Origin of the sequence: Streptococcus sp. ST16, from assembly GCF_046098135.1 — a bacterium.
GTDB lineage: Bacteria > Bacillota > Bacilli > Lactobacillales > Streptococcaceae > Streptococcus.
Window position 1 is genome coordinate 46774 of record NZ_JBJUSE010000003.1, and the last position, 25008, is coordinate 71781.

The 25008-nt window shown below is 41.6% G+C and carries 25 protein-coding genes; 14 read left to right on the plus strand and 11 right to left on the minus strand.

Annotation, left to right across the window (positions count from 1 at the left end; all coding sequences use genetic code 11):
• The first annotated feature begins 1 nt into the window (after nt 1).
• The 3 genes from ACIY14_RS03005 (at nt 2) to dltD (ending at nt 3229) form a co-directional block, all read left to right on the plus strand.
• Nucleotides 2-694, plus strand: coding sequence for a methionine ABC transporter permease (locus ACIY14_RS03005; protein WP_409001478.1), 693 nt, complete (start codon nt 2-4; stop codon nt 692-694).
• A 160-nt stretch (nt 695-854) separates the two neighbouring features.
• Nucleotides 855-2009: a D-alanyl-lipoteichoic acid biosynthesis protein DltB gene (gene dltB, locus ACIY14_RS03010; protein WP_409001479.1), complete on the plus strand. Its 1155-nt coding sequence runs from the start codon at nt 855-857 to the stop codon at nt 2007-2009.
• A gap of 47 nt (nt 2010-2056) precedes the next feature.
• The gene (gene dltD, locus ACIY14_RS03015) at nt 2057-3229 is read left to right on the plus strand and encodes a D-alanyl-lipoteichoic acid biosynthesis protein DltD (RefSeq protein WP_409001480.1); all 1173 of its coding nucleotides are present in this window, start codon (nt 2057-2059) and stop codon (nt 3227-3229) included.
• Between the two features lie 174 nt (nt 3230-3403).
• Here the strand turns inward: dltD and ACIY14_RS03020 are convergent, their stop codons facing one another.
• Nucleotides 3404-3973, minus strand: a complete 570-nt coding sequence (locus ACIY14_RS03020) for an MptD family putative ECF transporter S component (RefSeq protein WP_409001481.1) — start codon at nt 3971-3973, stop codon at nt 3404-3406.
• Nucleotides 3974-4106: 133 nt separating this feature from the next.
• On the opposite strand from ACIY14_RS03020, the gene ACIY14_RS03025 reads away from it, so the two are divergent.
• From ACIY14_RS03025 to nrdI, 5 genes are all read left to right on the plus strand, one after another.
• The gene (locus tag ACIY14_RS03025) at nt 4107-4721 is read left to right on the plus strand and encodes a YesL family protein (RefSeq protein ID WP_409001482.1); all 615 of its coding nucleotides are present in this window, start codon (nt 4107-4109) and stop codon (nt 4719-4721) included.
• Nucleotides 4699-6369: a histidine kinase gene (locus ACIY14_RS03030; protein WP_409001483.1), complete on the plus strand. Its 1671-nt coding sequence runs from the start codon at nt 4699-4701 to the stop codon at nt 6367-6369. Before ACIY14_RS03025 ends, ACIY14_RS03030 begins: the two co-directional genes overlap by 23 nt.
• Nucleotides 6370-6380: 11 nt before the next feature.
• Nucleotides 6381-7667 (plus strand): response regulator, encoded by a 1287-nt coding sequence (locus ACIY14_RS03035; protein WP_409001484.1) that lies wholly within the window; start codon nt 6381-6383, stop codon nt 7665-7667.
• Nucleotides 7668-7725: 58 nt separating this feature from the next.
• Nucleotides 7726-8259 (plus strand): ABC transporter permease, encoded by a 534-nt coding sequence (locus ACIY14_RS03040; RefSeq protein WP_409001485.1) that lies wholly within the window; start codon nt 7726-7728, stop codon nt 8257-8259.
• Nucleotides 8260-8336: 77 nt separating this feature from the next.
• Nucleotides 8337-8807: a class Ib ribonucleoside-diphosphate reductase assembly flavoprotein NrdI gene (nrdI, locus tag ACIY14_RS03045; RefSeq protein WP_007520838.1), complete on the plus strand. Its 471-nt coding sequence runs from the start codon at nt 8337-8339 to the stop codon at nt 8805-8807.
• An 80-nt stretch (nt 8808-8887) separates the two neighbouring features.
• Here the strand turns inward: nrdI and ACIY14_RS03050 are convergent, their stop codons facing one another.
• From ACIY14_RS03050 to argS, 3 genes are all read right to left on the minus strand, one after another.
• On the minus strand, nt 8888-10150 hold the full coding sequence (locus ACIY14_RS03050; protein ID WP_409001486.1) for an NRAMP family divalent metal transporter: 1263 nt from the start codon (nt 10148-10150) through the stop codon (nt 8888-8890).
• A gap of 214 nt (nt 10151-10364) precedes the next feature.
• Complete coding sequence (locus tag ACIY14_RS03055; RefSeq protein ID WP_409001487.1) at nt 10365-10610, minus strand: MarR family transcriptional regulator; 246 nt, start codon at nt 10608-10610, stop codon at nt 10365-10367.
• A 340-nt stretch (nt 10611-10950) separates the two neighbouring features.
• Complete coding sequence (gene argS / locus ACIY14_RS03060; protein ID WP_409001488.1) at nt 10951-12642, minus strand: arginine--tRNA ligase; 1692 nt, start codon at nt 12640-12642, stop codon at nt 10951-10953.
• A 154-nt stretch (nt 12643-12796) separates the two neighbouring features.
• Between argS and argR the strand changes: the two genes are divergently transcribed.
• Together argR and mutS are read left to right on the plus strand one after the other, a co-directional pair.
• On the plus strand, nt 12797-13243 hold the full coding sequence (gene argR / locus ACIY14_RS03065) for an arginine repressor (protein ID WP_001231483.1): 447 nt from the start codon (nt 12797-12799) through the stop codon (nt 13241-13243).
• A gap of 50 nt (nt 13244-13293) precedes the next feature.
• On the plus strand, nt 13294-15828 hold the full coding sequence (gene mutS / locus ACIY14_RS03070) for a DNA mismatch repair protein MutS (protein WP_409001489.1): 2535 nt from the start codon (nt 13294-13296) through the stop codon (nt 15826-15828).
• Between the two features lie 41 nt (nt 15829-15869).
• On the opposite strand, the gene ACIY14_RS03075 is transcribed toward mutS, so the two are convergent.
• Together ACIY14_RS03075 and ACIY14_RS03080 are read right to left on the minus strand one after the other, a co-directional pair.
• A complete protein-coding gene (locus ACIY14_RS03075) occupies nt 15870-16328 on the minus strand; it encodes a DUF3021 domain-containing protein (RefSeq protein WP_409001490.1) in 459 nt (152 codons plus the stop codon).
• On the minus strand, nt 16325-16765 hold the full coding sequence (locus ACIY14_RS03080) for a LytTR family DNA-binding domain-containing protein (protein WP_409001491.1): 441 nt from the start codon (nt 16763-16765) through the stop codon (nt 16325-16327). The genes ACIY14_RS03075 and ACIY14_RS03080 overlap by 4 nt, the downstream gene beginning before the upstream one ends.
• Nucleotides 16766-17078: 313 nt before the next feature.
• On the opposite strand from ACIY14_RS03080, the gene mutL reads away from it, so the two are divergent.
• Nucleotides 17079-19028 (plus strand): DNA mismatch repair endonuclease MutL, encoded by a 1950-nt coding sequence (gene mutL / locus ACIY14_RS03085; RefSeq protein ID WP_409001492.1) that lies wholly within the window; start codon nt 17079-17081, stop codon nt 19026-19028.
• Nucleotides 19029-19179: 151 nt separating this feature from the next.
• Here mutL and ACIY14_RS03090 read toward each other — a convergent pair whose 3' ends face one another.
• Complete coding sequence (locus tag ACIY14_RS03090) at nt 19180-19677, minus strand: helix-turn-helix domain-containing protein (RefSeq protein ID WP_409001574.1); 498 nt, start codon at nt 19675-19677, stop codon at nt 19180-19182.
• A gap of 159 nt (nt 19678-19836) precedes the next feature.
• Between ACIY14_RS03090 and ruvA the strand changes: the two genes are divergently transcribed.
• The 3 genes from ruvA to ACIY14_RS03105 are packed head-to-tail and all read left to right on the plus strand — an operon-like array spanning nt 19837 to nt 21675.
• Nucleotides 19837-20430 carry a Holliday junction branch migration protein RuvA gene (gene ruvA, locus ACIY14_RS03095; protein WP_409001493.1) on the plus strand — a complete coding sequence of 198 codons (594 nt, stop codon included), beginning with the start codon at nt 19837-19839 and terminating at the stop codon, nt 20428-20430.
• Nucleotides 20431-20439: 9 nt separating this feature from the next.
• A complete protein-coding gene (locus ACIY14_RS03100) occupies nt 20440-21000 on the plus strand; it encodes a DNA-3-methyladenine glycosylase I (RefSeq protein ID WP_409001494.1) in 561 nt (186 codons plus the stop codon).
• Nucleotides 21001-21675, plus strand: coding sequence for a lysostaphin resistance A-like protein (locus ACIY14_RS03105; protein WP_409001495.1), 675 nt, complete (start codon nt 21001-21003; stop codon nt 21673-21675).
• 42 nt (nt 21676-21717) lie between these two features.
• On the opposite strand, the gene ACIY14_RS03110 is transcribed toward ACIY14_RS03105, so the two are convergent.
• The 4 genes from ACIY14_RS03110 to ACIY14_RS03125 all read right to left on the minus strand — a co-directional run bounded on the left by ACIY14_RS03110 (nt 21718) and on the right by ACIY14_RS03125 (nt 24911).
• The gene (locus ACIY14_RS03110; protein ID WP_409001496.1) at nt 21718-22755 is read right to left on the minus strand and encodes a S66 peptidase family protein; all 1038 of its coding nucleotides are present in this window, start codon (nt 22753-22755) and stop codon (nt 21718-21720) included.
• Nucleotides 22756-22914: 159 nt separating this feature from the next.
• Nucleotides 22915-23262: a hypothetical protein gene (locus ACIY14_RS03115; protein WP_409001497.1), complete on the minus strand. Its 348-nt coding sequence runs from the start codon at nt 23260-23262 to the stop codon at nt 22915-22917.
• Nucleotides 23263-23277: 15 nt separating this feature from the next.
• Nucleotides 23278-23955: a DUF1129 domain-containing protein gene (locus tag ACIY14_RS03120; protein WP_007518952.1), complete on the minus strand. Its 678-nt coding sequence runs from the start codon at nt 23953-23955 to the stop codon at nt 23278-23280.
• 11 nt (nt 23956-23966) lie between these two features.
• Nucleotides 23967-24911: a magnesium transporter CorA family protein gene (locus tag ACIY14_RS03125; protein WP_033585835.1), complete on the minus strand. Its 945-nt coding sequence runs from the start codon at nt 24909-24911 to the stop codon at nt 23967-23969.
• Nucleotides 24912-25008 lie beyond the last annotated feature (97 nt).

Below are 25008 nucleotides of genomic sequence, written 5' to 3' on the forward strand. Positions count from 1 at the left end.
AATGACAGAGTTGATTCAAACTTACTTACCAAATGTCTATAAAATGGGCTGGGCTGGTCAAGCAGGCTGGGGAACAGCCATTTACCTCACTCTTTATATGACCGTTCTTTCCTTTATCATCGGAGGGTTCTTGGGGCTGGTGGCAGGTCTTTTTCTCGTCTTGACAGCGCCAGGTGGTGTCTTGGAAAATAAGATTATCTTTTGGATTTTAGACAAGATTACTTCTATTTTCCGTGCGGTTCCTTTCATCATTCTCTTGGCAATCATGTCGCCACTCTCTCACTTGATCGTCAAGACTAGTATCGGGCCAAATGCAGCCCTTGTCCCACTTTCTTTTGCAGTCTTTGCCTTCTTTGCCCGTCAGGTGCAGGTTGTTTTGGCTGAACTGGACGGCGGTGTCATTGAGGCGGCGCAGGCTAGTGGAGCGACATTCTGGGATATCGTTGGGGTATACCTATCCGAAGGTCTTCCAGATTTGATTCGTGTGACGACTGTAACCTTGATTTCCCTTGTTGGGGAAACAGCTATGGCCGGTGCGGTTGGAGCTGGCGGTATTGGTAACGTAGCCATTGCCTATGGATTTAATCGTTACAATCACGATGTGACTATCTTGGCAACCATTATTATCATTTTGATTATCTTTACAATCCAGTTCTTGGGAGATTTCTTGACCAAGAAATTGAGTCATAAATAAATGGAAGGAGTTCAAAGGGACTCCTTTTTGCTTTTTCAATGAAATGCAAGAAGAGTAAAGCTTCTTTTTAGAAATATGCTATAATAAAGAAAGGCCCCTCAATTAGCAAATCAGAAAGTTTGCTGTGGGAGGGATGATAATGTAAAGGAGTTTGGCTGGTATGAATTATTTCGAGGGGAATGAGTTTTTCCTTCTTTTGTTTGTAGTTTTACTGATTGGTTTTATGATAAACTTTTTTGAAAAACGTAAGGACTACTATATTTTGGTGCTCTCCCTCTTCTTTGCAGGAGCTATCTATGGTAAGAGTCGGGCGATGATAGTCTATTTGCTTGCCTTTGTCATTTATCAATATTTTCTGGTTTTTCTAGCACAGAGGATAGAGGCAAAGCGGCTGAAACCACTGGTTTTCCTTTCCATTCTTCCTTTGGTAATCAATAAAGTCTTTGCCCTGACTTCTCTGCATTTGTTGGCCTTTATTGGAATTTCTTACATGTCCTTTAAGACCATTCAGATTATGCTAGAGATATCGGATGGCTTGATCAAAGAAAAAGTCAGTGTAAAAGATTATCTACAGTTTTTACTCTTTTTCCCAACAGTTAGTGCTGGTCCGATTGATCGGAGTAGGAGATTTTTAAAAGAGATAAACGAGGTCATGCCTCGAAAAGAGTATCTAGAGTTAGCAGGGGACGGTGTGTATCGTATCGTTCTAGGCCTTCTTTACAAGGTTGTTTTATCAACCTATGTTTACCAGATGTTACTCGCTCTAAATAATACTGGTACAGTCGTTTACTCAATCAAGTATATGTACCTCTATACCTTGTATCTGTTCTTTGACTTTGCAGGCTACAGTCTAATGGCCGTTGGAAGTAGTAATATTCTAGGTATCCAGACACCGATGAACTTTAACAAACCTTTCTTGAGTGTCGATATCAAGGATTTTTGGACCAGATGGCATATCACCTTGTCGACCTGGTTGAGAGATTTTGTATTTTCAAGAGTATTGATGCAGGTTATCAGGAAAAAATGGTTTAAAAATAGACTACACAATGCAACCTATGCCTATATGGTCAATATGTTGGTCATGGGTTTTTGGCATGGTCTTAGTGTTAGCTACATTGTTTATGGTTTTTATCACGGTGTCTTGATGGCTGGATTTGAAGTGTATCAAAAGAAAAGCAATTTTTATAAGAAAAATAAAAACAAAAACTGGTATAAGCTACTAAGTTGGTTTGTGACCATGCATTTGGTTATGGTTGGTTTCTTTATCTTCTCAGGTGAACCCTATAAAATCTTGCTTACGATTTTAAAGAGATAAGAAATTGAAAAGAGATTGGAAGAATCGAAGGGATAGGATAAAACGAGATGATTAAACTAAAAGCATTTTTACTATCGCTTGTGCTCGTAATTGCGACGCTTGCCCTTTTAAATGTGACGTATGTCAAGAAGATTGATGATTATTATAAAGTCAAGGATAACAGTATTCGTTATAGCACCTCGTATGAAAAGTATAAAAGTAGGGATATTTTAACAAGCAATATCACTCCCAATACACTGGTTTTATTGGGCTCATCCGAGTTGGTTGCGACAAAGGATGAAGATTATCATCCCAATAGAATTTTTAACTACAACGATTTCAACATCATGCAGATTGGAACCAGTTATTCTCAAAATATCATTCAGGCTACGACCTTGGGCTCTATTGAAGGATCTATGAGTAAGCGAAAAGTGGCTATAGTAGAGTCTGTTCAGTGGTTTGAAAAAGATGGGACTCATCAAGACGCCTTTTTGAACAAGGCTTCTCAGGAACATATCTTCCACATGCTAGATAATGACAAGATTAGTAAGGAAACGAAAGAAAAAATAATCAATCGCATTATCGAGATTACCAAGGGAAATAAGCAACAAAATGATATCTACAAAAAATACAAAAGTTATTTCATAGATGGAAAAGGAACTATAATTGATAAAAAACTACTAGAGTTAGATAACGCGATGTATTCCTTTAAGCTCAAACGAAAATTTTATGAAAATCATGAGAAATCAGATTATCCCTCATCAGGAGACAAAACCCCAGACTATGATTGGGAGAAAATGACGAATCAGTTTGTGGAAGAGGTCAAAAAGAAAACAGACAATAATGACTATGCTGTTGATAATAATTACTACAATACTTACTTAAAAGACCGCTATGCATCACTGAAAGATTCTAATAAAGATTTGAGTTACCTAGAGTCACCAGAGTATTCAGATATGGAACTCTTCTTGACAGTTGCTAAGGAATTGGGAATCGAAGTTGAGGTCATTATTTTCCCAGTAAACGGGAAATGGAATGACTACACTGGTGTATCAAGAGAGATGCGAGAAAAAACTTATAAAAAAATAGAAGATGTCGCAAAAAGCCATGGTGCAACTGTATTAAACTATGGAAACAGAGAGTATGATGATTACTTTTTATTTGACGTGATGCACGTTGGAGTGAAAGGATGGATGGAAGTTGAAAAAGAACTTTACAAATTTGCAAACCAAGCTAACTAACACACAGCGTTTAATCTTGTGGACACTATTTTTCTATACGGTTATCTTAAGCATCGTGATTTACTGTTTTGTGACTGATTTTTCGAATATTCAAGAATTTATTTATAGTGAATTCTAAGATTGTATACAAAAAGGCCCTGGAACTAGACATTGCTAGTCTTCAGGGCTTTTACGTTACATTTTATCGGTGATTTTTTGACTTAGAAATTGCCCCATCACAGCTCCCATCAAGGCACCTAGGAGGATGCTTGAAACAAAGAGAAGGATTTTGTCCAACTCTGGAGCGACCATGATACGGTCGATGTATTCTTGTGACTTTCCACGCGCGAGTAAGGTGGCCATGTAAGCTTTGGGACTGATCCACATGAGGAGGATAGGGCCGCTTGTGCTGAAAGCAAAGACAAGGAAGGAGAGGATGTTTTTGATTCGGTCTTTATAGTTGCCTAGACAAGCGATAGCATCTGCTACAAGACCACAGACGATACCTGGAAGAAAAGCACCAGCACCATGCTTGCTAGCTAGGAAAAAAAGTGCCATAAAAAGTCCTAGAGTTGTAATAGCGCCAAAACGAGGGACCTTCGTCAAAAGAAGCATGTAGACACTGCCACCGACAAGGACAGAAAAGGCAGGCGCGTAGAACATATTGCCTGTCTGGTCGACCAGATGTCCTAGGAAGACTCCAATCCCCACACAGAGGAAGTAGAGGACGGCGGCCAAGAGGGTGGTTAAGATATTTTTCTTCATGAGAATCTCCTTGATGCAAATTAACAAAACCAATTGTATCACGCTTTTTGAGGATTGTAAATGGGTGCTCTATGTTTTTGAAAACGTTTGAAATATGATATAATGGTTACATTGTTAGTTTAAGGAGAGTAATATGGGAAAATTTCTAGAATTTGTCTTTAATCGTATCTTTTTGGGAATGATTGCGACGGCTTATTTCTGGCTATTAACACTAGCAGGAGGAGTGGTCTTTGGTTTGGCACCGGCTAGCGCCACCCTTATGAGTTTGTATGCGGAGCATGGTTATACCTATCGAGCATACCATTTGAAGGAAGCTTGGGAATTGTATAAGAGTAATTTTGTCAAGAGCAATCTAGCTTTCTATAGTTTTGTATTTGTGGATCTTGTCCTAGTTTATGGTTTGTATCTTCTAGTTCAATTGCCCCACCAGACGATTTTCCATCTCTTGGCGACCTTTCTCAATGTCCTTGTAGTTGTTTTTGTCTTTCTAGCCTATACTGTTTCCTTGAAACTTCAGGTGTACTTTGATTTATCCTACCAAAATACCTTGAAACTGTCCCTTATCGGGATTTTCATGAGCCTACCTGCGATTGCCAAGGTTTTACTCGGGACGACTCTCCTTGTAGGAGTTGGTTATTATATGCCTGCCTTGCTCTTTTTTGTAGGAATTGGAATATGGCATTTCTTTATCAGTGATATGTTGGAACCTATTTATGAAAGTATCCATGAAAAATTGGCGACAAAATAGAATGAAGCAGTTCTGGCTTCACTCTCTTTTACGGATTTATAGTTTGGTTATGATCGTGGTCATTGCCAGTTTTGCGATTATGCTATCGTATGCTGACTGGGACTCGCGTGAGAAAGAGGCCCAAAGGGTTGCAGAACGTGTGACCACTCGGACAGTGAGTGAAGTGGAATATTATCACAGAGAGTCAACTCAACTCGCTCAGTCTTTGGTTGAAAATCAAGCCCGAATTGAAGGGATTTACAAGTATTTCAGTCTTAGCACCCCAGACTATTTCTATTGGCAATTAGAGCGTAAAACTTCGCCTTATATTTCTGTATCCTTGTATGAAAATATTGATAATATCTATGTTCGGAATGATTTTGTGACTGGAGTGGCTATTGTCCTTCAGGACTATAAGGAAGTGTATGTTTCGACTAGAGAAAAACGCAGCGGAGAGAAAGTCCCTGCGGAGGATTTTAAGCCGACAGCCAACAGTTTTGCCATTCCCGTTTCCGATCCTGTGTCTGACAAGGATTTAGGAGTGATCTATATCTCCTTATCGCCAGATGTTCTCCATGGAGCTATTGACAATACAAGGGGCCATATCCCGATGGCTGTAACAGTAACTTCGCCTTTTGAGACTGAGATGTTCCATATTGGGGAGAAGGTATCAGTCGAGAGGGAGAACTGGTTTGTAGGTGTTACCTCTCACGGTTATCAGGTTCGAGCTGCTGTTCCTAAAAATTTTGTTCTTACTGGAACTTTGACGAGTTCAGCTATTATTATTGGGCTAAGTATCCTCTTTATCATCATTTTGTACGTGACTCTTAGACAGACTTTCTCAAATTACCAAAAACAAGTCGTAGATCTAGTAGATTCGATCGAGGTGATTGCTCAAGGAGAAGAAGGACTTCGAATTGATACCTCTGAAAAAGACCAAGAGTTGCTTCTCATTGCAGAAACAACCAATGATATGTTGGATCGCCTGGAAAAAAATATCCACGATATCTATCAGCTAGAGCTCAGTCAAAAGGATGCCAATATGCGAGCCCTGCAGGCTCAAATCAATCCTCACTTTATGTACAATACTCTAGAGTTTTTACGGATGTATGCCGTTATGGCAAGTCAGGATGAACTGGCAGATATTATCTATGAATTTAGTAGCTTGTTACGCAACAATATCTCCGACGAGCGGGAAACCACGCTGAAGCAGGAGTTGGAATTCTGCCGAAAATATAGCTATCTCTGCATGGTGCGTTATCCTAAATCCATTGCCTATGGTTTCAAGATTGCACCAGAATTGGAAGAAATGAGGATTCCAAAATTTACACTCCAACCATTAGTAGAAAACTACTTTGCCCATGGTGTTGACCATCGCAGAACAGATAATGTCATCAGTATCAAAGCCTTGAAGGGCCAAGGTTTCGTTGAAATCTTAGTGGAAGACAATGGTCGGGGAATGTCTTCTGAGAAACTAGCTAGCCTGCAAGAAAAATTAACTCGGCGAAGTTTTGAACACGAAGCAAGCTACAGTGGAGAGCGGCAATCAATTGGAATAGTAAATGTACACGAACGCTTTGTTCTCTACTTTGGGGATCGCTACCAAATCAGTGTAGAGTCAGCTGAGCAAGAAGGTGTTCGTTACCAGATCACTATCCAAGATGAATAGAAAGGGTAGAAATGTATAAAGTTTTATTAGTAGACGATGAGTACATGGTGACAGAGGGGCTCAAGCGATTAATTCCCTTTGAAAAATGGGATATGCAAGTCGTCGCGACAGCTAATCACGCAGATGATGCTTTGGACTATGTTAAGAAAAATCCAGTAGATGTGATCATTTCCGATGTCAACATGCCAGATAAGACAGGGCTTGAGATGATTAGGGAAATGAAAGAGCTACTTCCAGATACCTATTATATCTTGCTGTCTGGTTATCAGGAGTTTGATTATGTCAAAAAAGCCATGAACCTTAGTGTCGTGGATTATCTGGTCAAGCCAGTAGACAAGGTGGAGTTGGGCAATTTACTAGAAAAGATTGCGCGACAGCTTCAAGAAAAGGTGGAGCAAAGTCAGACCCTCAGTCAAGAATTAGATGAAGAAGGCTTTATCAGTTTTTTAGCAGGTAAAGAAAACTGGTGGATAGGACTTTCAAAGGAAAAGCAAGGCTCTTTTACCATTCCTTACTATGTTTTGGGGCAAGACTGGCAGATTTTCATCTCTGATCAACCGCTCGATGGCATCGTCGTGACACCATTTGAAGCACCCTATCAGCCATCCTTTGAGAATTGGAAGATCAATGCTGAAAAAGCCCTCTTCTACGGTTCAGTCAATCTAGAAAAATCCGAGAGTTTGTTTGCTTATTACGAGCCGATTTATCGGGTGATTATCCAAGGGAATATCAATCAAATCATCGAAGAATTAACCCTGCTAGAGAAGGTCGTCTTGGAAAATACCCCGCGCGTGGCCATCACGAAGCAGCTCTTCACCCAGTTTGTCATGGATGTCTTTCATTTGTTTGAACACCTAAAAGCAGATGATATGACCGAGATTGTCAAAGCCATCCATGCCATTAACACCTTTGAAGAATTGGTTGCCTATATCAAGGACACCTTGACCAAGTTCTTTGGCCAGTACCGCATGAATGAAAATGTGGTGAGCGTTCTGGAAGTGATTGGGCGTGATTACCAGAAAGAGCTCTCACTTAAGGATATTAGCAAGGATCTCTTTATCAATCCTGTCTATCTCGGTCAGCTGATCAAGAGGGAAACCAACTCAACCTTTGCGGAACTGCTCAATAAACAGCGAATTAAGGCAGCGCAGCAACTCTTACTTTCGACCAGTGATAGCATCGAAGATATTTGCTATGCAGTTGGCTACAGTAATGTTGGATATTTCTACAAGGTTTTCCGTAAATTGTGCGGAAAATCACCGAAAGCCTATCGGAAACAAGTTGAAACCAACTTGTAAAAGTTGTATTCCTGTACAAAAAATGCTATAATGTTCAAAATATCTTATGGAGGAAAACATGAAAAAGAATCCTATTTATCTTTGGGTTTTGTTAGTCCTATCAGCCCTCATTTCATCTATGTCACTATTTGGAATCTTGAGTCCATTGCCAAGTAAAGATGCGCTTCGTGCTAGCCTGGCGAATAGCGGGACGCTTACTGCCCAGCAATTAGAAGACACGGTCAACTATACTTACAAAGTGTCAGAATCCTCTCACTCTATTTTTAATATGTTGTTGATTATTTTATCTGCAATTTTAGTTGTAGTAGCCTTTGTATTTCTCGTACGTAAAAACGTGCAACTTGCAAACTATACTTATATTGGCTATGTTTTACTAGCTATTGTTGGTCTGGTTTATAGCTATATGAACATTCAAGATGCAGTTCAATTAATCAAAGATAGTGCCCTTGGCTTAGGAATGGGAGCATTAGCAAAAGGGACGGATATTTTGTTCATCATCATCAATGTTCTCTTTTTAGCCTTAGTCTTTTACAAGATGTGGCGCCAACAAAAGGACTTGACTGAGGAAGTCGAAGCAGAAGATGTTGCCTAAGTATTGACAAAAGAGAACTATCAAGTTACAATTTTGGTAGTTCTTTTTATATCGTAAACATAAAAATCGAGGTCAACATGAAAAAAATATCCTTAGTGTATATCAGTCTGAGTGGGAATACAGAGAGTTTTGTAACCCGACTCAAGGACTATCTCTTGTCCCAGTACGAAGGGATTGAGGTCCAAAAAATCCATATCAAGGACCTAGTCAAGGAAGGTCAAGAATTCTTTGAAATGGAACATCCCTATATCGCTTTTTTGCCGACCTATCTAGAAGGTGGGAATGGTGTCGATAACGGCGATGTTGAGATTCTAACAACTCCACTGGGCGACTTTATCGCCTATGGGGACAATGCTAGTAAGTGTTTTGGGGTAGTGGGATCTGGTAATCGCAATTTTAACAATCAATACTGCCTGACAGCCAAGCAGTATAGTCAGCGCTTTGGTTTCCCAGTTTTGGCTGACTTTGAAATGCGTGGTATGCTGGGAGATATTAAAAAGGTCGCAGCGATCATTGCAGACTTGTATGAGTTAGAAACAGAAAAATAAAGTAGTACTGAGGGGCAGTTGAGATTTTCAACTGCTTTTTGTGTATACAAAAAGCACCCCGTAAGGGTGCCATTTATAAACTATCCTGCTTTTCCGATAGCAAGTGCATAGATAAAGAAGATAGCGAAGCCAAAGAGGAAAATCAATCCTGCGATAGCGAGGAGTTTTAGCCAAGAAGGAAGGTTTTTATTTTCACGTGTCACCAATACATAGTTCAAAAGAGCGAAGAATGGTGTTGTCAGGAAAGAACCAATCATGGCGAAGCGAAGCATGGTTGATACCTGACCAGCAAAGAACTTGATGATGATGATACCGATAACAGCTGTGAGGGTCATCCAGATGTTCAAAGATTTGCTATCATCCTCTTTTTGACTTAACAAGAGTCGTAGGGAAACCTGATTAACGCGGGAATAGCCATCGATAACAGTAATGACTGTTCCAAAGATACAGAGAAAGGCGATGAAGGTGATCAAGTAACGGGACCATTCTCCAAGAACAGAGGCATACATACCCACGAATTGAGAGATGTATTTGGCCGAAGCGGCCTCAACTGCTTGTCCTGTAGGATACTGAATGAGTGCTCCGAGTGCTACAAAGAATACAGCCAGGATAGCAGTTCCAATGTAACCAACGTTAAAGTCGAAAAGGGCGTCCTCTGTATTAAAGTTGACAGTCTTTTTCTTTTCAGCAGACCAGAGTGAGTTGATGGCTGAAATTTCAATAGGGGCAGGCATCCATCCTAGGAGGGAAACGATAAAAGGGAGGGCTGCCATTTGCCAAGGTGTCTTCTCGACAAAATCAGAACTGTATTCTGGATGCTTAATTGCTGCAATGATAACTGCAAGAACAGTTGCAATAGTCAAAGCTGACATGATCCATTTTGCCATACCATCCAACAGTTTGTAGCCACCAAAGAGTAGCATGGCCCAAATGACCGCAACAAGGATAAGGGACCATTGAGTGATGCTAAGACCAATCATAGGGAAGGCGCTAGCGATGATGGCTGAACAAAGGATAGCGACCCCAGCTGTGTTGACCATAGCAGAAAAGACATTGAGGATAAAGAAGATCCAGAGATAGAACTTGCCTTTTTCGGCGTAGCCTTCGACCAAGGTTTTACCAGTATCGGCAGTATATTCGGCACCAAAACGGAAAAATGGATATTTGAAAACATTGGCTAAGATAACTAAGAGGAGTAGCGACCAACCATAAGAACCACCAGCTTGAGTGGAGGATACGATGTGAGAACCTCCAACGGCGGCAGAAGCCATGAGGATACCTGGCCCCATTGCCTTTAGTTTGCTTGTCCAGGTTGACTGATTTAATGAAGTAACTTGTGACATAATAAACACTCCTATTTTTGAATTTTCAGAATAATCTGAATAGGTAGCTTCTATTCTACAAAAAATTTAGGAGAAATGCAAGAATATTTTGAAAAAAGTTGGGAAATCATGAAAAGATTCACAAAAATCATATGAAAATAACTATGACTGTTTCGAGAGGATAATGTTGACTAGAGTGAATAAAAATCCGAGAAGTTTTCTTCTCGGACTTTGGTCATTTTAATCGATCTGTGATATCTTTTGATAGCAACATTCCCAGATGGTAAGTTTTATTGATATGTGCAATGACATCATTGATGTTGTCAGTCGTGTGAATTTTCTCTTTGATGTCAGCCTTAAATATTTCATCCTTCAAGAGTTGCTCTTGGTAGAGCTTTTGAAGTCTTTCCTTCTCGTACTTATTGAGCAGAAAAAGGAAAACCAAGCTAAGTACAACGAGGATATAAGCATATTGGCTCATAAGGTATCTCCCAGTATGATAAAGAAATAGTAAAAGTGAATACATTGTTTCATTGAACAACTGCAAGGCCGAACAAAATATGAATATTATTTTGCCTCAACCTTTCAGATTGCTTCACAATTAAGTGATTTAAAAGATTACGACATATCTTGAAATAAATCGAAATTATTTGGTTCGGTGAATTAGTGAAGCGCCTAGCCAAATTACCGTAGTTACGACGTCAGGGTCTCTAAATCGATTATATTTAGGGGCCCCTGACTAGTGAAGCAGTTAGCTAGTCCGCATATAAGCGGCTAGCGTCTAACAATTAGGAACTTTAGTTCCAATTGTTAGTACTGAATCACATCTTCTCTGGTGCTTCTACTCCGAGCAAACGAAGAGCTTCTTTGAGAACGACTGAGGTTGCGTAGCTGAGGGCTAGACGGCTGTCGCGTTCTGGACTTTCATCCAAGATACGTGTATGTGCATAGTACTTGTTGAAGGCTTGAGCCAGACCAATCGCAAATTTCGCAATGATAGAAGGTTCAAAGTTATCTGCTGCACGGCTGATAATACGTGGGAAGTCCTGAAGTAGTTTAATGATTTCCCAGCTTTCAGCATCATTCAGGCTGTAGTTGCCGGCTGTTTCTGGTTTGAAATCGGCTTTGCGCAAGATAGATTGGATACGAGCGTAAGCATATTGAACGTAAGGTCCAGTTTCACCTTCAAAGGATACCATTGCTTCAAGGTCGAAGTCATATCCATTTGTACGGTCGGTCTTAAGATCATAGAACTTGATAGCCCCAACTCCAACAGCATGGGCAACTTGATCTTTATTTTCTAACTCAGGATTTTTCGCTTCGATTTGGGCTTTGGCACGACTAACAGCCTCTGCAATAGTCGGTTCTAGCAAGATGACATTTCCTTTACGAGTAGAGAGTTTTTTCCCTTCTTTTGTTACCAATCCAAACGGAACATGGACAATGTCTTGGCTCCAATCGTAGCCCATCTCTTGTAATACTGCCTTGAGTTGTTTAAAGTGGGCAGATTGTTCTTGGCCAACAACGTAGATAGACTTTGCAAATTGGTATTCGTTTTTACGGTAAAGAGCTGCAGCCAAGTCACGAGTGATGTAGAGAGTTGCACCATCAGATTTCTTGATAAGGGCTGGATGTTCAATTCCATATTTCTCAAGATTGACAACTTGGGCTCCTTCTGACTCAACAAGAAGTCCTTTTTCGGCAAGAATGTTTACAACAGCATCCATCTTATCATTGTAGAAGGCTTCTCCGTTGTAGCTGTCAAATTCGACTTGCAATTCATTGTAAAGGCGGTTAAATTCCACCAAACTTTCATCACGGAACCATTGCCAGAGAGCGAGAGCTTCCTCATCTCCATTTTCCAGTTTGCGGAACCATTCGCGTGCTTCTGCATCCAAGCTAGGGTCCTTTTCAGCTTCAGCATTGATGCGAACGTAGAGTTTAAGAAGTTCATCGATTGGATGAGCTTTAACAGCTTCCTCGCTTCCCCATTTCTTGTAGGCAACAATCAACATTCCAAACTGTTTTCCCCAGTCTCCAAGATGGTTGACCTTGACAGTTTGATAACCAATCTTTTGGAAGATATGTGATAAGCTATCCCCAATAACCGTTGAACGAAGGTGACCAATAGAGAATGGTTTAGCGATGTTAGGACTAGACATGTCGATAACGACATTTTCTTGATTGCCAATGGTTTGGTCGGCATAGTGCTCTTTTTCAGTGATAACAGCTTGCAATACTTGAGCCGAAATAGCAGATTTATCAAGGAAGAAGTTTACGTAAGGACCCGTTGCCACTACTTTTTCAAAGGCTTGGCTGTTGATTTTTGCAGCAATATCGGCAGCAATCATTTGCGGAGCTTTACGCTCGACCTTTGCTAGAGAAAAGGCAGGGAAGGCGATGTCTCCCATTTCTGAGTTTTTAGGTGTTTCCAGTAAATTTAAAATAGCCTCTTGATCCAGGCTATCAATGACGCTAGCCAACTCGCTAGCAATCAATTCTTTTGTATTCATAAGGGCTCCTTTTGGGCTTTTTTACTATTTTAACACAATTTACTACATTTTTTGAGAAAGAAAAGAATTTTTTTGAATTATCTATTTTTTTTGGTATAATATAGTCATAAAATAAATGTAAAATTTGTTATAAATATTCACTTAAGAGGATAACATGAGAAAAAGAGAACGGCATCAATTGATTAAAAAGATGATCACCGAAGAAAAACTTGGGACACAAAAAGAGATTCAAGATCGTTTAGAAGCTCGTAATGTTTATGTGACACAAACGACTTTGTCGCGTGATTTGCGTGAAATCGGCTTGACCAAGGTTAAGAAAAATGATATGGTGTATTATGTACTAGCAAATGAGACAGATAAGATTGATTTAGTTGAGTTTTTGTCTCATCATTTAGAAGGAGTTGCAAGAGCAGAGTTCACCTTGGTACTTCATACCAAACTTGGGGAAGCTGCAGTCTTAGCAAACATTGTAGATGCAAACAAGGATGAATGGATTTTAGGAACGGTTGCTGGTGCTAATACCTTATTGGTTATTTGTCGAGACCAGCACGTTGCCAAGCTGATGGAAGATCGTTTGCTAGATTTGATGAAAGATAAATAAGGTCTTGGGAGTTGCTCTCAAGACTTATTTTTAGCAAGGAGAGACGGAAAATGGCAACAGAAAAGCTATCACCCGGCATGCAACAGTATGTGGATATTAAAAAACAATACCCAGATGCTTTTTTGCTTTTTCGGATGGGTGATTTTTACGAGTTGTTCTATGAAGATGCAATCAATGCAGCACAGATTTTAGAAATTTCCTTAACAAGTCGGAATAAAAATGCAGAAAATCCGATACCCATGGCGGGCGTCCCCTATCATTCTGCCCAACAGTATATCGATGTTCTGGTTGAGCAGGGATACAAAGTTGCCATAGCCGAACAGATGGAAGATCCCAAACAAGCAGTCGGTGTTGTCAAGCGAGAGGTGGTCCAGGTCATCACACCTGGAACGGTCGTCGATAGCACTAAGCCGGATAGTCAGAATAATTTCTTGGTTGCCTTAGATCGTGATGGCAATCAATTTGGCTTGGCTTATATGGATCTAGTGACAGGTGACTTTTATGTGACAGGTTTATTGGATTTCACGTTGGTTTGTGGGGAAATTCGCAATCTCAAGGCTCGAGAAGTGGTGCTGGGTTATGACTTGTCTGAGGAAGAAGAACAAATCCTCAGCCGTCAGATGAATCTGGTTCTTTCCTATGAGAAAGAAGGTTTTGAGGACATCCATTTACTGGATTCACGACTGGCAGCTGTGGAGCAAGCGACAGCTAGTAAGCTACTCCAGTATGTTCACCGGACCCAGATGCGGGAATTGAACCACCTCAAACCTGTTATCCGCTATGAAATCAAAGATTTCTTGCAGATGGACTATGCGACCAAGGCTAGTTTGGATTTAGTTGAGAATGCCCGTTCAGGCAAGAAGCAGGGCAGTCTTTTCTGGCTTTTGGATGAAACCAAAACGGCTATGGGTATGCGGCTCTTGCGGTCTTGGATTCATCGTCCCTTGCTTGATAAGGAACGAATCATCCAACGTCAAGAGGTGGTGCAGGTCTTTCTTGATCATTTCTTTGAGCGCAGTGATTTAACGGACAGTCTCAAAGGTGTTTATGATATCGAACGCTTGGCTAGTCGGGTTTCTTTTGGAAAAACCAATCCCAAGGATCTCTTGCAGTTGGCGACCACCTTATCAAGTGTGCCACGGATTCGAGCGATTTTAGAGGGAATGGAACAGCCTGCTCTGGCTTACCTTATCGAACAACTGGATGGAATCCCTGAGTTGGAGAGCTTGATTAGCGCAGCCGTTGCTCCTGAAGCTCCTCATGTGATTACAGAGGGGGGAATTATCCGAACTGGATTTGATGAGACCTTGGACAAGTACCGTCGAGTTCTCAGAGAAGGAACTAGCTGGATTGCTGAGATTGAGGCTAAGGAGAGAGAAAACTCTGGTATCAGCACGCTCAAGATTGACTACAATAAAAAGGATGGCTACTATTTCCATGTGACCAATTCGCAACTGGGAAATGTGCCAGCCCACTTTTTCCGCAAGGCGACACTGAAAAACTCGGAACGCTTTGGGACTGAGGAATTAGCTCGTATCGAGGGAGATATGTTGGAGGCGCGTGAAAAGTCAGCCAACCTAGAGTACGAAATCTTTATGCGTATCCGAGAGGAAGTCAGCAAGTATATCCAGCGCTTGCAGGCTCTAGCCCAAGGAATTGCGACAGTTGATGTCTTGCAAAGTCTAGCAGTTGTGGCTGAAACCCAGCATTTGATTCGACCTGAGTTCGGTGACGGCTCACAAATCGATATCCAGAAAGGTCGCCATGCTGTCGTCGAAAAGGTTATGGGAGCGCAGACCTATATTCCAAACAGCATCCAGATGGCAGAAGACACCAGCATTCAACTGATTACGGGACCTAACATGAGCGGGAAGTCCACCTATATGCGCCAACTAGCCATGACGGCGGTGATGGCCCAGCTGGGCTCTTATGTTCCTGCTGAGAGCGCCCATTTGCCTATTTTCGATGCTATCTTTACCCGTATCGGAGCAGCAGATGACTTGGTTTCAGGTCAATCAACCTTCATGGTGGAGATGATGGAGGCTAACAATGCCATTTCGCATGCGACCAAGAACTCTCTCATTCTCTTTGATGAATTGGGACGGGGAACTGCGACTTATGATGGGATGGCTCTTGCCCAGTCCATCATCGAATACATTCATGAACATATCGGAGCCAAAACCCTCTTTGCGACCCACTACCATGAGTTGACCAGTCTGGAGTCTAGCTTGGAACACTTGGTCAATGTTCATGTGGCAACCTTGGAGCAGGATGGGCAGGTTACCTTCCTTCATAAGATCGAACCAGGACCAGCTGACAAATCCTACGGTATCCATGTTGCTAAGATTGCTGGCTTACCAGCCGAACTTTTAGCAAGAGCGGATAAGATTTTAACGCAACTGGAGAGTCAGGGACAAGAAAGCCCAGCTCCAATAAGACAAACAAGTGCTGTCACGGAACAGATTTCACTCTTTGATACGCCTGAAGAACATCCTATCCTAGCAGAATTAGCTAAACTGGATGTTTACAATATGACACCTATGCAGGCTATGAATGTCTTAGTCGAGTTAAAACAAAAATTATAAAAAGGGGCCCACTCATGTATTTGTGAGTGGGTTTTTCTCTATTACTTTTTATGGGCCAAGAGTTGATTGATGTGGTCTACTTTTTTAGCTTCCCTTTTATAGAGAATAGTCCAGATGATGAGGTAGACAATCGCAAACTCTGGAATGAGTTGGAGATAGAAGGTCCAGTGGAAGGGGAACCAACCAGCCAGAGTTGCTAGTGGAACAAAGCCAGCCAGCATGAGGAAGAAATGGGAAAGTGTGGCACGGAGCAAGCTCCAGTCACGGCTGAATAAGCGACTGCCAAAGCTAAAGAGAACGCCGATAGCTGACCAGATAATCGTGCAGTAGAGTAAGACCAGGGCACCGTGAACCTGATGTTGAACCATCGCTTGGCCGATGAGAGACTCAGGGCTCAGTGGGGCATAGGTATTTGGGGCATACATGAGTGAAAAGAGGATAGAGAGGATGAGGCCGATAAGTACACCAGCGGCTGCGTCGTGGAAGATTTGTTTTTTCATAGTTCTAATTTCTCCTTGATGGTTTTTAGGTAACGGCGTGAAGAGTAGGTGAAGCTTTCGTTTTTTAAGAAAATTTCAACCAGACCGTTGGGCGTGAGCCTGAGATGAGAGATGGAGTCGATATTGACGATTTCAGATTGGGAAATTTGGATAAAAGTGGTCGGCAGAATGTCAAGAACCTGATAGAGTCGCAAATCAATGCTGTAGGTCTGAGATGCAGTTTCTGCTAGAACCTTGCGATTCTCGATATAGAAGCGTTGTATCTTACAAATCTTAACTAGATAGACCTGATCATCAATCTTTCCTTTGATTGTTTCTTTTTGGTCAAGATTTTCAGCGAACTCGATGACTTTTTGGACTTTTTTGGTCGGCTGAGGAGTTTGGACAATCAGCTTTTCCTCCTCGTAAGTCTCCTTAATCTGTAGTTCTACTTTCATAAATTTCCCTCCTTTTCAGTTATACAAGGTTAATCTCACTTCTTGTACACCTTAATCAATACTCTTCAAAAATCAAATTCAAACTGCGTCAGCGTCGTCTTGCCGTACTAAAGTACTGTCTGCGCCTAGCTTTCTAGTTTGCTCTTTGATTTTTATTGAGTATACCACTATTTTACGACCTCTGGCAAGAGCTTTTGCTTATGTGGAGAGATTTGGAGTCTATGTGGTCTTTCCTTTTTCTGGTAACATCTGAAATATGGTATAATAGCACTAATGGATTTCTAGGAAAATAGATACAGAAAGGGGCTGAAAGGTGTCTCATATTATTGAATTGCCAGAGGTGCTGGCAAACCAGATCGCGGCAGGAGAGGTCATTGAACGTCCTGCCAGTGTGGTTAAAGAGTTGGTAGAAAACGCCATTGACGCAGGCTCTAGTCAGATTATCATTGAGATTGAGGAAGCCGGTCTTAAGAAGATTCAAATCACCGATAATGGTCATGGAATTGCTCACGATGAGGTGGAGTTGGCCTTGCGTCGCCATGCGACCAGTAAGATAAAAAATCAAGCAGACCTCTTTCGGATTCGGACGCTTGGTTTTCGTGGTGAAGCCCTGCCTTCTATCGCTTCTGTCAGTGTCTTGACTTTGTTGACGGCGGTGGATGGTGCGAGTCATGGGACCAAGCTCGTTGCGCGTGGGGGTGAAGTTGAGGAAGTCATACCAGCGACTAGTCCTGTGGGGACCAAAGTTTGTGTGGAGGACCTCTTTTTCAACACACCTGCACGTCTCAAGTATATGAAGAGCCAGCAAGCGGAGTTGTCTCATATCATTGATATTGTCAACCGTCTGGGCTTGGCTCATCCTGAGATTTCTTTTAGCTTGATTAGTGATGGCAAGGAAATGACACGAACAGCTGGAACTGGTCAACTGCGTCAAGCCATTGCAGGAATTTACGGTTTGGCTAGTGCGAAAAAGATGATTGAAATTGAGAATTCGGATCTAGATTTTGAAATTACAGGTTTTGTGTCCTTGCCGGAGTTGACTCGGGCTAATCGCAACTATATCAGCCTCTTCATCAATGGCCGTTATATCAAGAACTTTTTACTCAACCGTGCTATTCTTGACGGTTATGGCAGCAAGCTCATGGTGGGACGCTTTCCACTGGCTGTTATTCATATCCATATTGACCCTTATCTAGCGGATGTCAATGTGCATCCGACCAAGCAAGAAGTGCGAATTTCTAAGGAAAAAGAACTGATGACGCTGCTTTCAGAGGCTATTTCTAACAGTCTCAAGGAACAAGCCTTGATACCTGATGCTTTAGAAAATCTTGCCAAGTCGACCGTGCGCAATCGTCAAAAGGTAGAGCAGACCATTCTCCCACTCAAAGAAAATACGCTCTACTATGAAAAAACAGAACTCTCAAGACCTTGTCAAGCTGAGGTGGCTGATCATCGGGTTGAATTAACTGAGGAAGGGAAAGATTTGACCTTATTTGCCAAGGAAACCTTGGACCAGCTGACCAAGCCAGCAAAACTGCATTTTGCAGAGAGAAAGCCTGTCAGCTATGACCAACTAGACCACCCAGAGTTAGATCTTGCTAGCCTCGATAAGGCTTATGACAAGCTGGAGCGAGAAGAAGCATCCAGCTTCCCAGAATTGGAGTTTTTCGGACAAATGCACGGGACTTATCTCTTTGCCCAAGGGCGAGATGGCCTCTACATCATAGACCAACATGCAGCCCAGGAACGGGTCAAGTATGAGGAATACCGTGAAAGCATAGGTAATGTTGACCAGAGCCAGCAACAACTCCTGGTGCCCTACATCTTTGAATTCCCAGCAGATGATGCCCTTCGTCTCAGGGAAAGAATGCCTCTCTTAGAGGAAGTGGGCGTCTTTCTATCAGAGTACGGAGAAAATCAATTTATCCTACGTGAACATCCTATTTGGATGGCAGAGGAAGAGATTGAGTCTGGTATCTATGAAATGTGTGATATGCTGCTCTTGACCAAGAAAGTTTCGATCAAGAAATACCGAGCAGAGTTGGCTATCATGATGTCCTGCAAGCGGTCTATCAAGGCCAACCATCGTATCGATGACCACTCAGCCAGACAGCTCCTTTATCAGCTTTCTCAGTGTGACAATCCATATAACTGTCCTCATGGACGTCCCGTTTTGGTGCATTTCACCAAGTCAGACATGGAAAAGATGTTCCGACGCATTCAGGAGAATCATACCAGTCTCCGTGAGTTGGGGAAATATTAAGAACACAAAAAGCCTTTGTTCCTTTTGAACAAGGCTTTTTAGCTTTTCTATGGTGGGAATTTTGAATAGACATGGGCAACTTGACACGAGGTTTACACTTATTTGACAAGACCAGTCCTATAAAAGTGCTGAGAAATATGATTCAATTGACTCAAAGTTTCGCAGAGTCGTCTTGGTTTGAAGGATTCTCAAGACCAATCACTTTATCAAGATAACGTTGTTTGGTTTTGAGAGTTTTGTTGATAGCAATAGCTGAAGCAATCAAGAGAACGAAGGTCAGCCAAATCCAGGCGGTGAATTCGGCTGGGAAACTAGAACCAGCTAAAAAGAGATAGATAGCTAGAGCCAATACGAAAACATAAATCACTTGCCAGATACTAAAAGACTTAACTTCTTTATAGTATTTGTCCTTGCCTTCTTCCAAGATCACTGCTGTGGAAGCTTTTTCAGAGTTTTCATCTAGTAGTAGATAATCAGTTGTCACTTGAAAAATCTTGCTTAATTCAATGATTTTTTCGATTTCTGGAAGAACTTGACCAGACTCCCACTTGGAGATGCTTTGCCGAGAAACATTGATTTGTTCTGCTAGCTTTTTCTGGGACCAACCTTTTTCCTTTCTGAGCTCAAATAGTTTTTCTGCGAGTTTCATCATTCTATCCTCCTTTTTCTACTTCTATCCTAACAATTTTTACTTATAATGAGAATACAATCTCCTGTACTATTTGTCAACCAGAGGTTGCACCTTTTGTTGCAGTCTGTCTTTAGGAAATATGGTATACTAGATAGGCAAAATAAGGGAGAAAAAATCATGTACGAATATCTAAAAGGAATCATTACCAAAATCACTGCTAAATACATCGTCCTTGAGGCAAATGGTATCGGCTATATCTTGCATGTAGCCAATCCTTATGCCTACTCAGGTCAGGTTAACCAAGAAACTCAGATTTATGTGCACCAAGTTGTCCGTGAGGATGCCCATCTGCTTTATGGTTTTCGTTCAGAAGATGAGAAGAAACTCTTTCTCAGTCTAATTTCGGTATCTGGGATTGGTCCTGTATCAGCTTTGGCTATTATCGCTGCCGATGACAATGCTGGCTTGGTTCAAGCCATCGAAACCAAAAACATCACCTACTTGACCAAATTTCCTAAAATTGGCAAGAAAACAGCCCAGCAGATGGTGCTGGACTTGGAAGGTAAGGTAGTCGTGGCTAGTGATGATCTTCCTGCCAAGGTCTCAGTGCAAGCCAGCGCTGAAAACCAAGAATTGGAAGAGGCTATGGAAGCCATGTTGGCACTGGGCTACAAGGCAACCGAGCTCAAGAAAATCAAGAAATTCTTTGAAGGAACGACGGATACAGCTGAGAACTATATCAAGTCGGCCCTTAAAATGTTGGTAAAATAGGAGAAGAGTATGCCAAAACGTTGTTCGTGGGTCAAGATGACCAATCCGCTCTACATCGACTACCACGACCAGGAGTGGGGCAAGCCCCTTCATGACGACCGCGCTCTTTTTGAACTGCTCTGTATGGAGACTTATCAGGCTGGTCTGTCTTGGGAAACGGTACTAAACAAACGCCAAGCTTTCCGAGAAGTATTTCACAACTACCAAGTCCAAGGTGTTGCGGAGATGACAGATGCGGAGTTGGAGATCTTGTTAGACAATCCAACCATCATTCGAAATAGAGCCAAGATTTTTGCTACGCGTGCCAATGCTCAAGCATTTTTACAAGTCCAGAAAACCTATGGCTCTTTTGATACCTACCTCTGGTCTTTTGTCGATGGACAAACCATCATAAATGATGTCTCTGACTATCACCTAGCACCTGCTAAAACAGCCTTATCTGAAAAATTAGCCAAAGATCTAAAAAAACGAGGTTTCAAGTTCACAGGTCCAGTCGCAGTCTTGTCTTTTTTACAAGCAGCAGGTCTAGTTGATGACCACGAGAATGATTGTGAGTGGAAGGGGAGATAAATGATGTCTAATAAACATAAGGGAATCCTTATTTTTGTGATTCTCTATACTGTTCTCTTTGTTTTTGACGGTGTTCACCTATTTGATTTTCTGTTGTCGACTTCGATTACAAATTATCTAGCCTATACAGGAATTTTTCTATATGGATGTCTCTTGTTTAAATCGGAGTTGATCCAAAAGTGGAATGAAATCAAAGTGTCCTCGAGAAAGTTTTGGTTAGGAGCTTTGAAATATTTGCTCCTTCTCTTTCTGATGACCTTCTTCTTTGCTTTTCTATCAGGGTTATTGCGGCAGACACTGGGATTGGGTGGAGTAGGGCAAAATGAGACCAATATTCAAAATACGTTTCGCAGTCAGCCCCTTCTTTTGCTGCTCTTTTCCTGTGTGGTTGGTCCTGCGGTAGAAGAACTCTTTTTTCGTCAGGTGTTATTGCATTGGTTAGGAAAATATCTGTCAAGTTGGTTGAGTATTTTTCTGGTAGGCCTTGTTTTTTCCCTGACACATATGCATAGCTTGTCTTTATCAGAGTGGATCAGTGCAGTTAGTTATTTGGGTGGTGGGTTAGTTTTTTCAATTATTTATGTAAAAGAAAAAGAAAATATTTACTATCCCTTGCTAGTTCACATACTAGGAAACAGTCTCTCTTTTATGATTTTAGTCATCAGTAATATGTGACGTTTTAGTAGTTATACAAGAGAAAAAGCTGAGAAATTTATCTCAGCTTTTTTTGTTATAGTCAAAGCGAATGACTTGCTCCTGTGCATCTACATAAGCATGGACGCCAAAGGGAACAATGGCTCTTGGCGTTGCGTGGCCGACATTTAGATTATAGACAATCGGGATATTGTTATTAATGATATCCAATAGTGCTTCCTTATAGTCGTCATAGAAGGTTTCATCCATTGGCTTTCCGACCAAGAGTCCACTGATGACCTCAAATACCCCAGTTTCTTTCAAAGCCTGCAACATTTTTTTGAAATCATCAGGTTCAGGCTTTTCTTGACTTGTTTCTAGCAATAGAATCTTTCCTTCCCAGTCGGATAAGTCAGGGAAAAGTTTGTATTTTTGGCAGAGGTCTGTGCTATCTGCGTGTAGAGAGTTGTCAAAAATATCATAGAGAGACTCAAGACAACCACCGAGGATTTCTCCCTCAAACTGAGCATTTCCTTGTAATAAGTCAAAACCAGTATTTGCATGACTGACACGAGCTGTTCCCAAAGCTTTGGGACTGAAGTCAGTTCTTTCCTCATACCAAACGTCGCTAGGGCGGATTTCTGAGATTTTTCCTGTTTCGATCAGTTCTTTAAAGTAGTGGAGGCTATAGGGCAACATCTCCTTGTCCAATTCACAAATGTCTGCTAAAAAGGATTGCCCATAAAAAGTCTTGATCCCTAGTTTATGCAACATAAGATGGTTCATGGTCGTATCCGAGAAACCGAGAAAAATCTTTGGTTTGATAATCTTTTTGAGCTGGTCCTTTTCAAAAAGATAAGGTAGCAAGCGATAGGTATCGTTTCCACCAATGGCGCATAGGATCATGTCGATGCTATCGTCCGAAAAGGCCTGCATCAAATCCTCTGCACGCGCTTCAGGATGTTCTTTTATAAAATCTAAGCCTTTTAGCGAATGAGGTAAAAAGATAGGATTGAGTCCGAGGTCCTTGAGACGTTGAATACCCAAGTCCACTTCGTGCTTGACAAAGTCTTCACCCATAGTCCCACTAGATAAACTTATAATACCAATAGTAGAAGTCATATATTATCCTCCTAGAAAAAATTGATGCTATTGTATCACAAAAGATGAGGGAAAACAACAAGAATTAGAGTCAGAAGTGCTATTGGCTCTCAAGAAAGCAAGTGAAAAGCAACCGCCTGTGCAGTTGCTTTTCGTTTTTCTAATCTCGCTAGATATGAGTTACTTGGTCAACTCTTGATTATAGGAGAGGGCTAAATCAATCCAGTAAGGAAGTTCTTTTTGACCTTCGATATCTAGGTCTATATAGCCATGATAAGGTCGCCCTCTCATCAATGTAGTATGAGCTCCTGTTCGGGGTAGAACTTGCTTTTCCATTTCTTTGCCAATTCTCACCATAACCAGCTCGTCTTTTCTGGAACTGACTGTAAGGACCATTTTCCCACGAATCATAAAGGCCGGGCCACCAAACAGTTTCTTTTCTTCTAACTCTTCTTCGAAAATTTGGGGAGGAAGTTTGAGTGCTAGAATTTTTTGAATCTGCTGAGCTAAGAATTGACTATATGCCATAGCTTTTCACTTTTCTTAATAACGGGATGGTCCCGCACTTGCGCTTCGGATGTTGAAACGTTTCTTGAGATAGAAGCGAAGGGCGAGAAGGACAGCTCCTAGGATAGCCAAAGGCAATGGAGCAAGGACTGGATTGAGGCTGGCTGGTAGGAAGCTTGTTGCAAAGAAGACAACCAACCAAAGGACCATGGAGGCCAGGATGACGAGGATTGATTTCCAGAATGGAGGACGTTGGCTACGGTCTGTGTCTGGTCCATAATACTGGTAGACAAAGTAGTACATCAAGTAGAAGGCAAGTCCTCCTACAAGTCCAACCAACAAGAGGGTAATCAACCCATAGCCAATAGCTTGATCTGTAGAGAAGAAGGTAGTCAGGGCGCTAATCAATGCAAAGAGGCTGGTGATGAAAAGGGCTGAGTCCATAATCATGAGTTTTGGATCGTCATTTTCTTTTGGATGCTCTTTTTCATATTGCTCCTTGACAGTGAAGCTGTGAGCCCAGTGGGTTGGAGCCCCGTAGAGGGAACGAGCAGTCGTTCCTTTGGCTTGTTCTTCAAGGATTTTAGGAATGATTTCCTCAAAGATAGCCTTGATTTCAGCGTCTGTTTTACCATCTTTGATGAATTGTTGGGTAGCGATGTGGATAAATTCTTGGTTTTTTTTGGTTAGTTTTTGTAAATCAATCTGAGACATAGGGATTCCTCTTAGAACCATTTTTTATGGATGAGATAGAGAGTGAGCGAGACACTCATAGCAAAGGCGATAAAGACGATTAACCAGAAGGCGTGTGGTTCACCGTTTAGAGGGATTTCATTATCTTTAAAGTTCATCCCGTAGGCTGAGAAGATCATGGTTGGGATAGACATGACAATGGTCACGAGAGCCAGGGTTTTCATGATGTTGTTCTGGTTGTTGGAAATGATAGAGGCAAAGGTCTCTGTCATAGAGTGAAGGACGTTTCCATAGATATCTGCCATCTCGATGGCCTGTTGGGTTTCAATCAGGGTATCTTCGAGCAGGTCTTCGTCTTCTAGGTATTTCTTGATATTGCTGGTTGCGCTGGTCAATTTCTTAATCACGCGCTCGTTCGTCTTAAGTGAGGCCTTGAAATAGACGATGGTCTTTTCCAATTCCATGAGCTCGATCAGCTCTTCGTTTCGAGTGGACTTGTGAAGTTGACTTTCAATTTGTTCACTCTTACGGTCAATCGAACGAAGGGCAGTCAGGTAAAGCTCAGCATTGCGATAAAGGAGTTGAAAGATAAAGCGTGACCGCATGAAAGTGTAGAAGTTACGCAGCTTGCGGTTGATGAAGACATCGAGAACTGGGAGGGATTCCAAGCAGGTAGTGATAATGGTTTCCTCGGTGATGATAATTCCCAGCGGAATCGTTACATAGTAGGTGCGATTGTTTCTCTCCTCTGTGATGGGGACGTCCACGATGATCAAAGTATACTCGTCTTCGATGGTAATACGGGACATTTCTTCCGCATCGAGTGGTGCTCGAAGGTCGGCAATATCAATGTCAAAGGCATTAGCAATTTCCAATGATTCATTTTGTGTAGGATTGACGAGGTTGATCCAAGTACCCGGTTCAAGCGTGTCGATCTCTTTAAATTCAGTTGTTGTTGAGAGAAAAACTTGTTTCATATCCCCTATCCTTTCCTACTATTTCAGTGATTCATTTTTTGCACCGTACTATTATACTACAAAAACAGCTTTTTGGGTAATAGAATTTCACATTTTT

What these genes read in the sequence shown, in the direction of transcription:
- argS (WP_409001488.1), bottom strand. Translation starts at nt 12,642, where the DNA reads ATGAATACAAAAGAATTGATTGCTAGCGAGTTGGCTAGCGTCATTGAT.
- ACIY14_RS03100 (WP_409001494.1), top strand. Translation starts at nt 20,440, where the DNA reads ATGCCAAAACGTTGTTCGTGGGTCAAGATGACCAATCCGCTCTACATC.
- mutS (WP_409001489.1), top strand. Translation starts at nt 13,294, where the DNA reads ATGGCAACAGAAAAGCTATCACCCGGCATGCAACAGTATGTGGATATT.
- ACIY14_RS03005 (WP_409001478.1), top strand. Translation starts at nt 2, where the DNA reads ATGACAGAGTTGATTCAAACTTACTTACCAAATGTCTATAAAATGGGC.
- ACIY14_RS03080 (WP_409001491.1), bottom strand. Translation starts at nt 16,765, where the DNA reads ATGAAAGTAGAACTACAGATTAAGGAGACTTACGAGGAGGAAAAGCTG.
- ACIY14_RS03115 (WP_409001497.1), bottom strand. Translation starts at nt 23,262, where the DNA reads ATGGCATATAGTCAATTCTTAGCTCAGCAGATTCAAAAAATTCTAGCA.
- ACIY14_RS03090 (WP_409001574.1), bottom strand. Translation starts at nt 19,677, where the DNA reads ATGAAACTCGCAGAAAAACTATTTGAGCTCAGAAAGGAAAAAGGTTGG.
- ACIY14_RS03050 (WP_409001486.1), bottom strand. Translation starts at nt 10,150, where the DNA reads ATGTCACAAGTTACTTCATTAAATCAGTCAACCTGGACAAGCAAACTA.
- nrdI (WP_007520838.1), top strand. Translation starts at nt 8,337, where the DNA reads ATGAAAAAAATATCCTTAGTGTATATCAGTCTGAGTGGGAATACAGAG.
- ACIY14_RS03110 (WP_409001496.1), bottom strand. Translation starts at nt 22,755, where the DNA reads ATGACTTCTACTATTGGTATTATAAGTTTATCTAGTGGGACTATGGGT.
- ACIY14_RS03120 (WP_007518952.1), bottom strand. Translation starts at nt 23,955, where the DNA reads ATGTCTCAGATTGATTTACAAAAACTAACCAAAAAAAACCAAGAATTT.
- dltB (WP_409001479.1), top strand. Translation starts at nt 855, where the DNA reads ATGAATTATTTCGAGGGGAATGAGTTTTTCCTTCTTTTGTTTGTAGTT.
- ACIY14_RS03075 (WP_409001490.1), bottom strand. Translation starts at nt 16,328, where the DNA reads ATGAAAAAACAAATCTTCCACGACGCAGCCGCTGGTGTACTTATCGGC.
- ACIY14_RS03055 (WP_409001487.1), bottom strand. Translation starts at nt 10,610, where the DNA reads ATGAGCCAATATGCTTATATCCTCGTTGTACTTAGCTTGGTTTTCCTT.
- dltD (WP_409001480.1), top strand. Translation starts at nt 2,057, where the DNA reads ATGATTAAACTAAAAGCATTTTTACTATCGCTTGTGCTCGTAATTGCG.
- ACIY14_RS03040 (WP_409001485.1), top strand. Translation starts at nt 7,726, where the DNA reads ATGAAAAAGAATCCTATTTATCTTTGGGTTTTGTTAGTCCTATCAGCC.
- argR (WP_001231483.1), top strand. Translation starts at nt 12,797, where the DNA reads ATGAGAAAAAGAGAACGGCATCAATTGATTAAAAAGATGATCACCGAA.
- ACIY14_RS03025 (WP_409001482.1), top strand. Translation starts at nt 4,107, where the DNA reads ATGGGAAAATTTCTAGAATTTGTCTTTAATCGTATCTTTTTGGGAATG.
- ACIY14_RS03125 (WP_033585835.1), bottom strand. Translation starts at nt 24,911, where the DNA reads ATGAAACAAGTTTTTCTCTCAACAACAACTGAATTTAAAGAGATCGAC.
- ACIY14_RS03035 (WP_409001484.1), top strand. Translation starts at nt 6,381, where the DNA reads ATGTATAAAGTTTTATTAGTAGACGATGAGTACATGGTGACAGAGGGG.
- ACIY14_RS03020 (WP_409001481.1), bottom strand. Translation starts at nt 3,973, where the DNA reads ATGAAGAAAAATATCTTAACCACCCTCTTGGCCGCCGTCCTCTACTTC.
- ACIY14_RS03105 (WP_409001495.1), top strand. Translation starts at nt 21,001, where the DNA reads ATGATGTCTAATAAACATAAGGGAATCCTTATTTTTGTGATTCTCTAT.
- ruvA (WP_409001493.1), top strand. Translation starts at nt 19,837, where the DNA reads ATGTACGAATATCTAAAAGGAATCATTACCAAAATCACTGCTAAATAC.
- ACIY14_RS03030 (WP_409001483.1), top strand. Translation starts at nt 4,699, where the DNA reads ATGAAAAATTGGCGACAAAATAGAATGAAGCAGTTCTGGCTTCACTCT.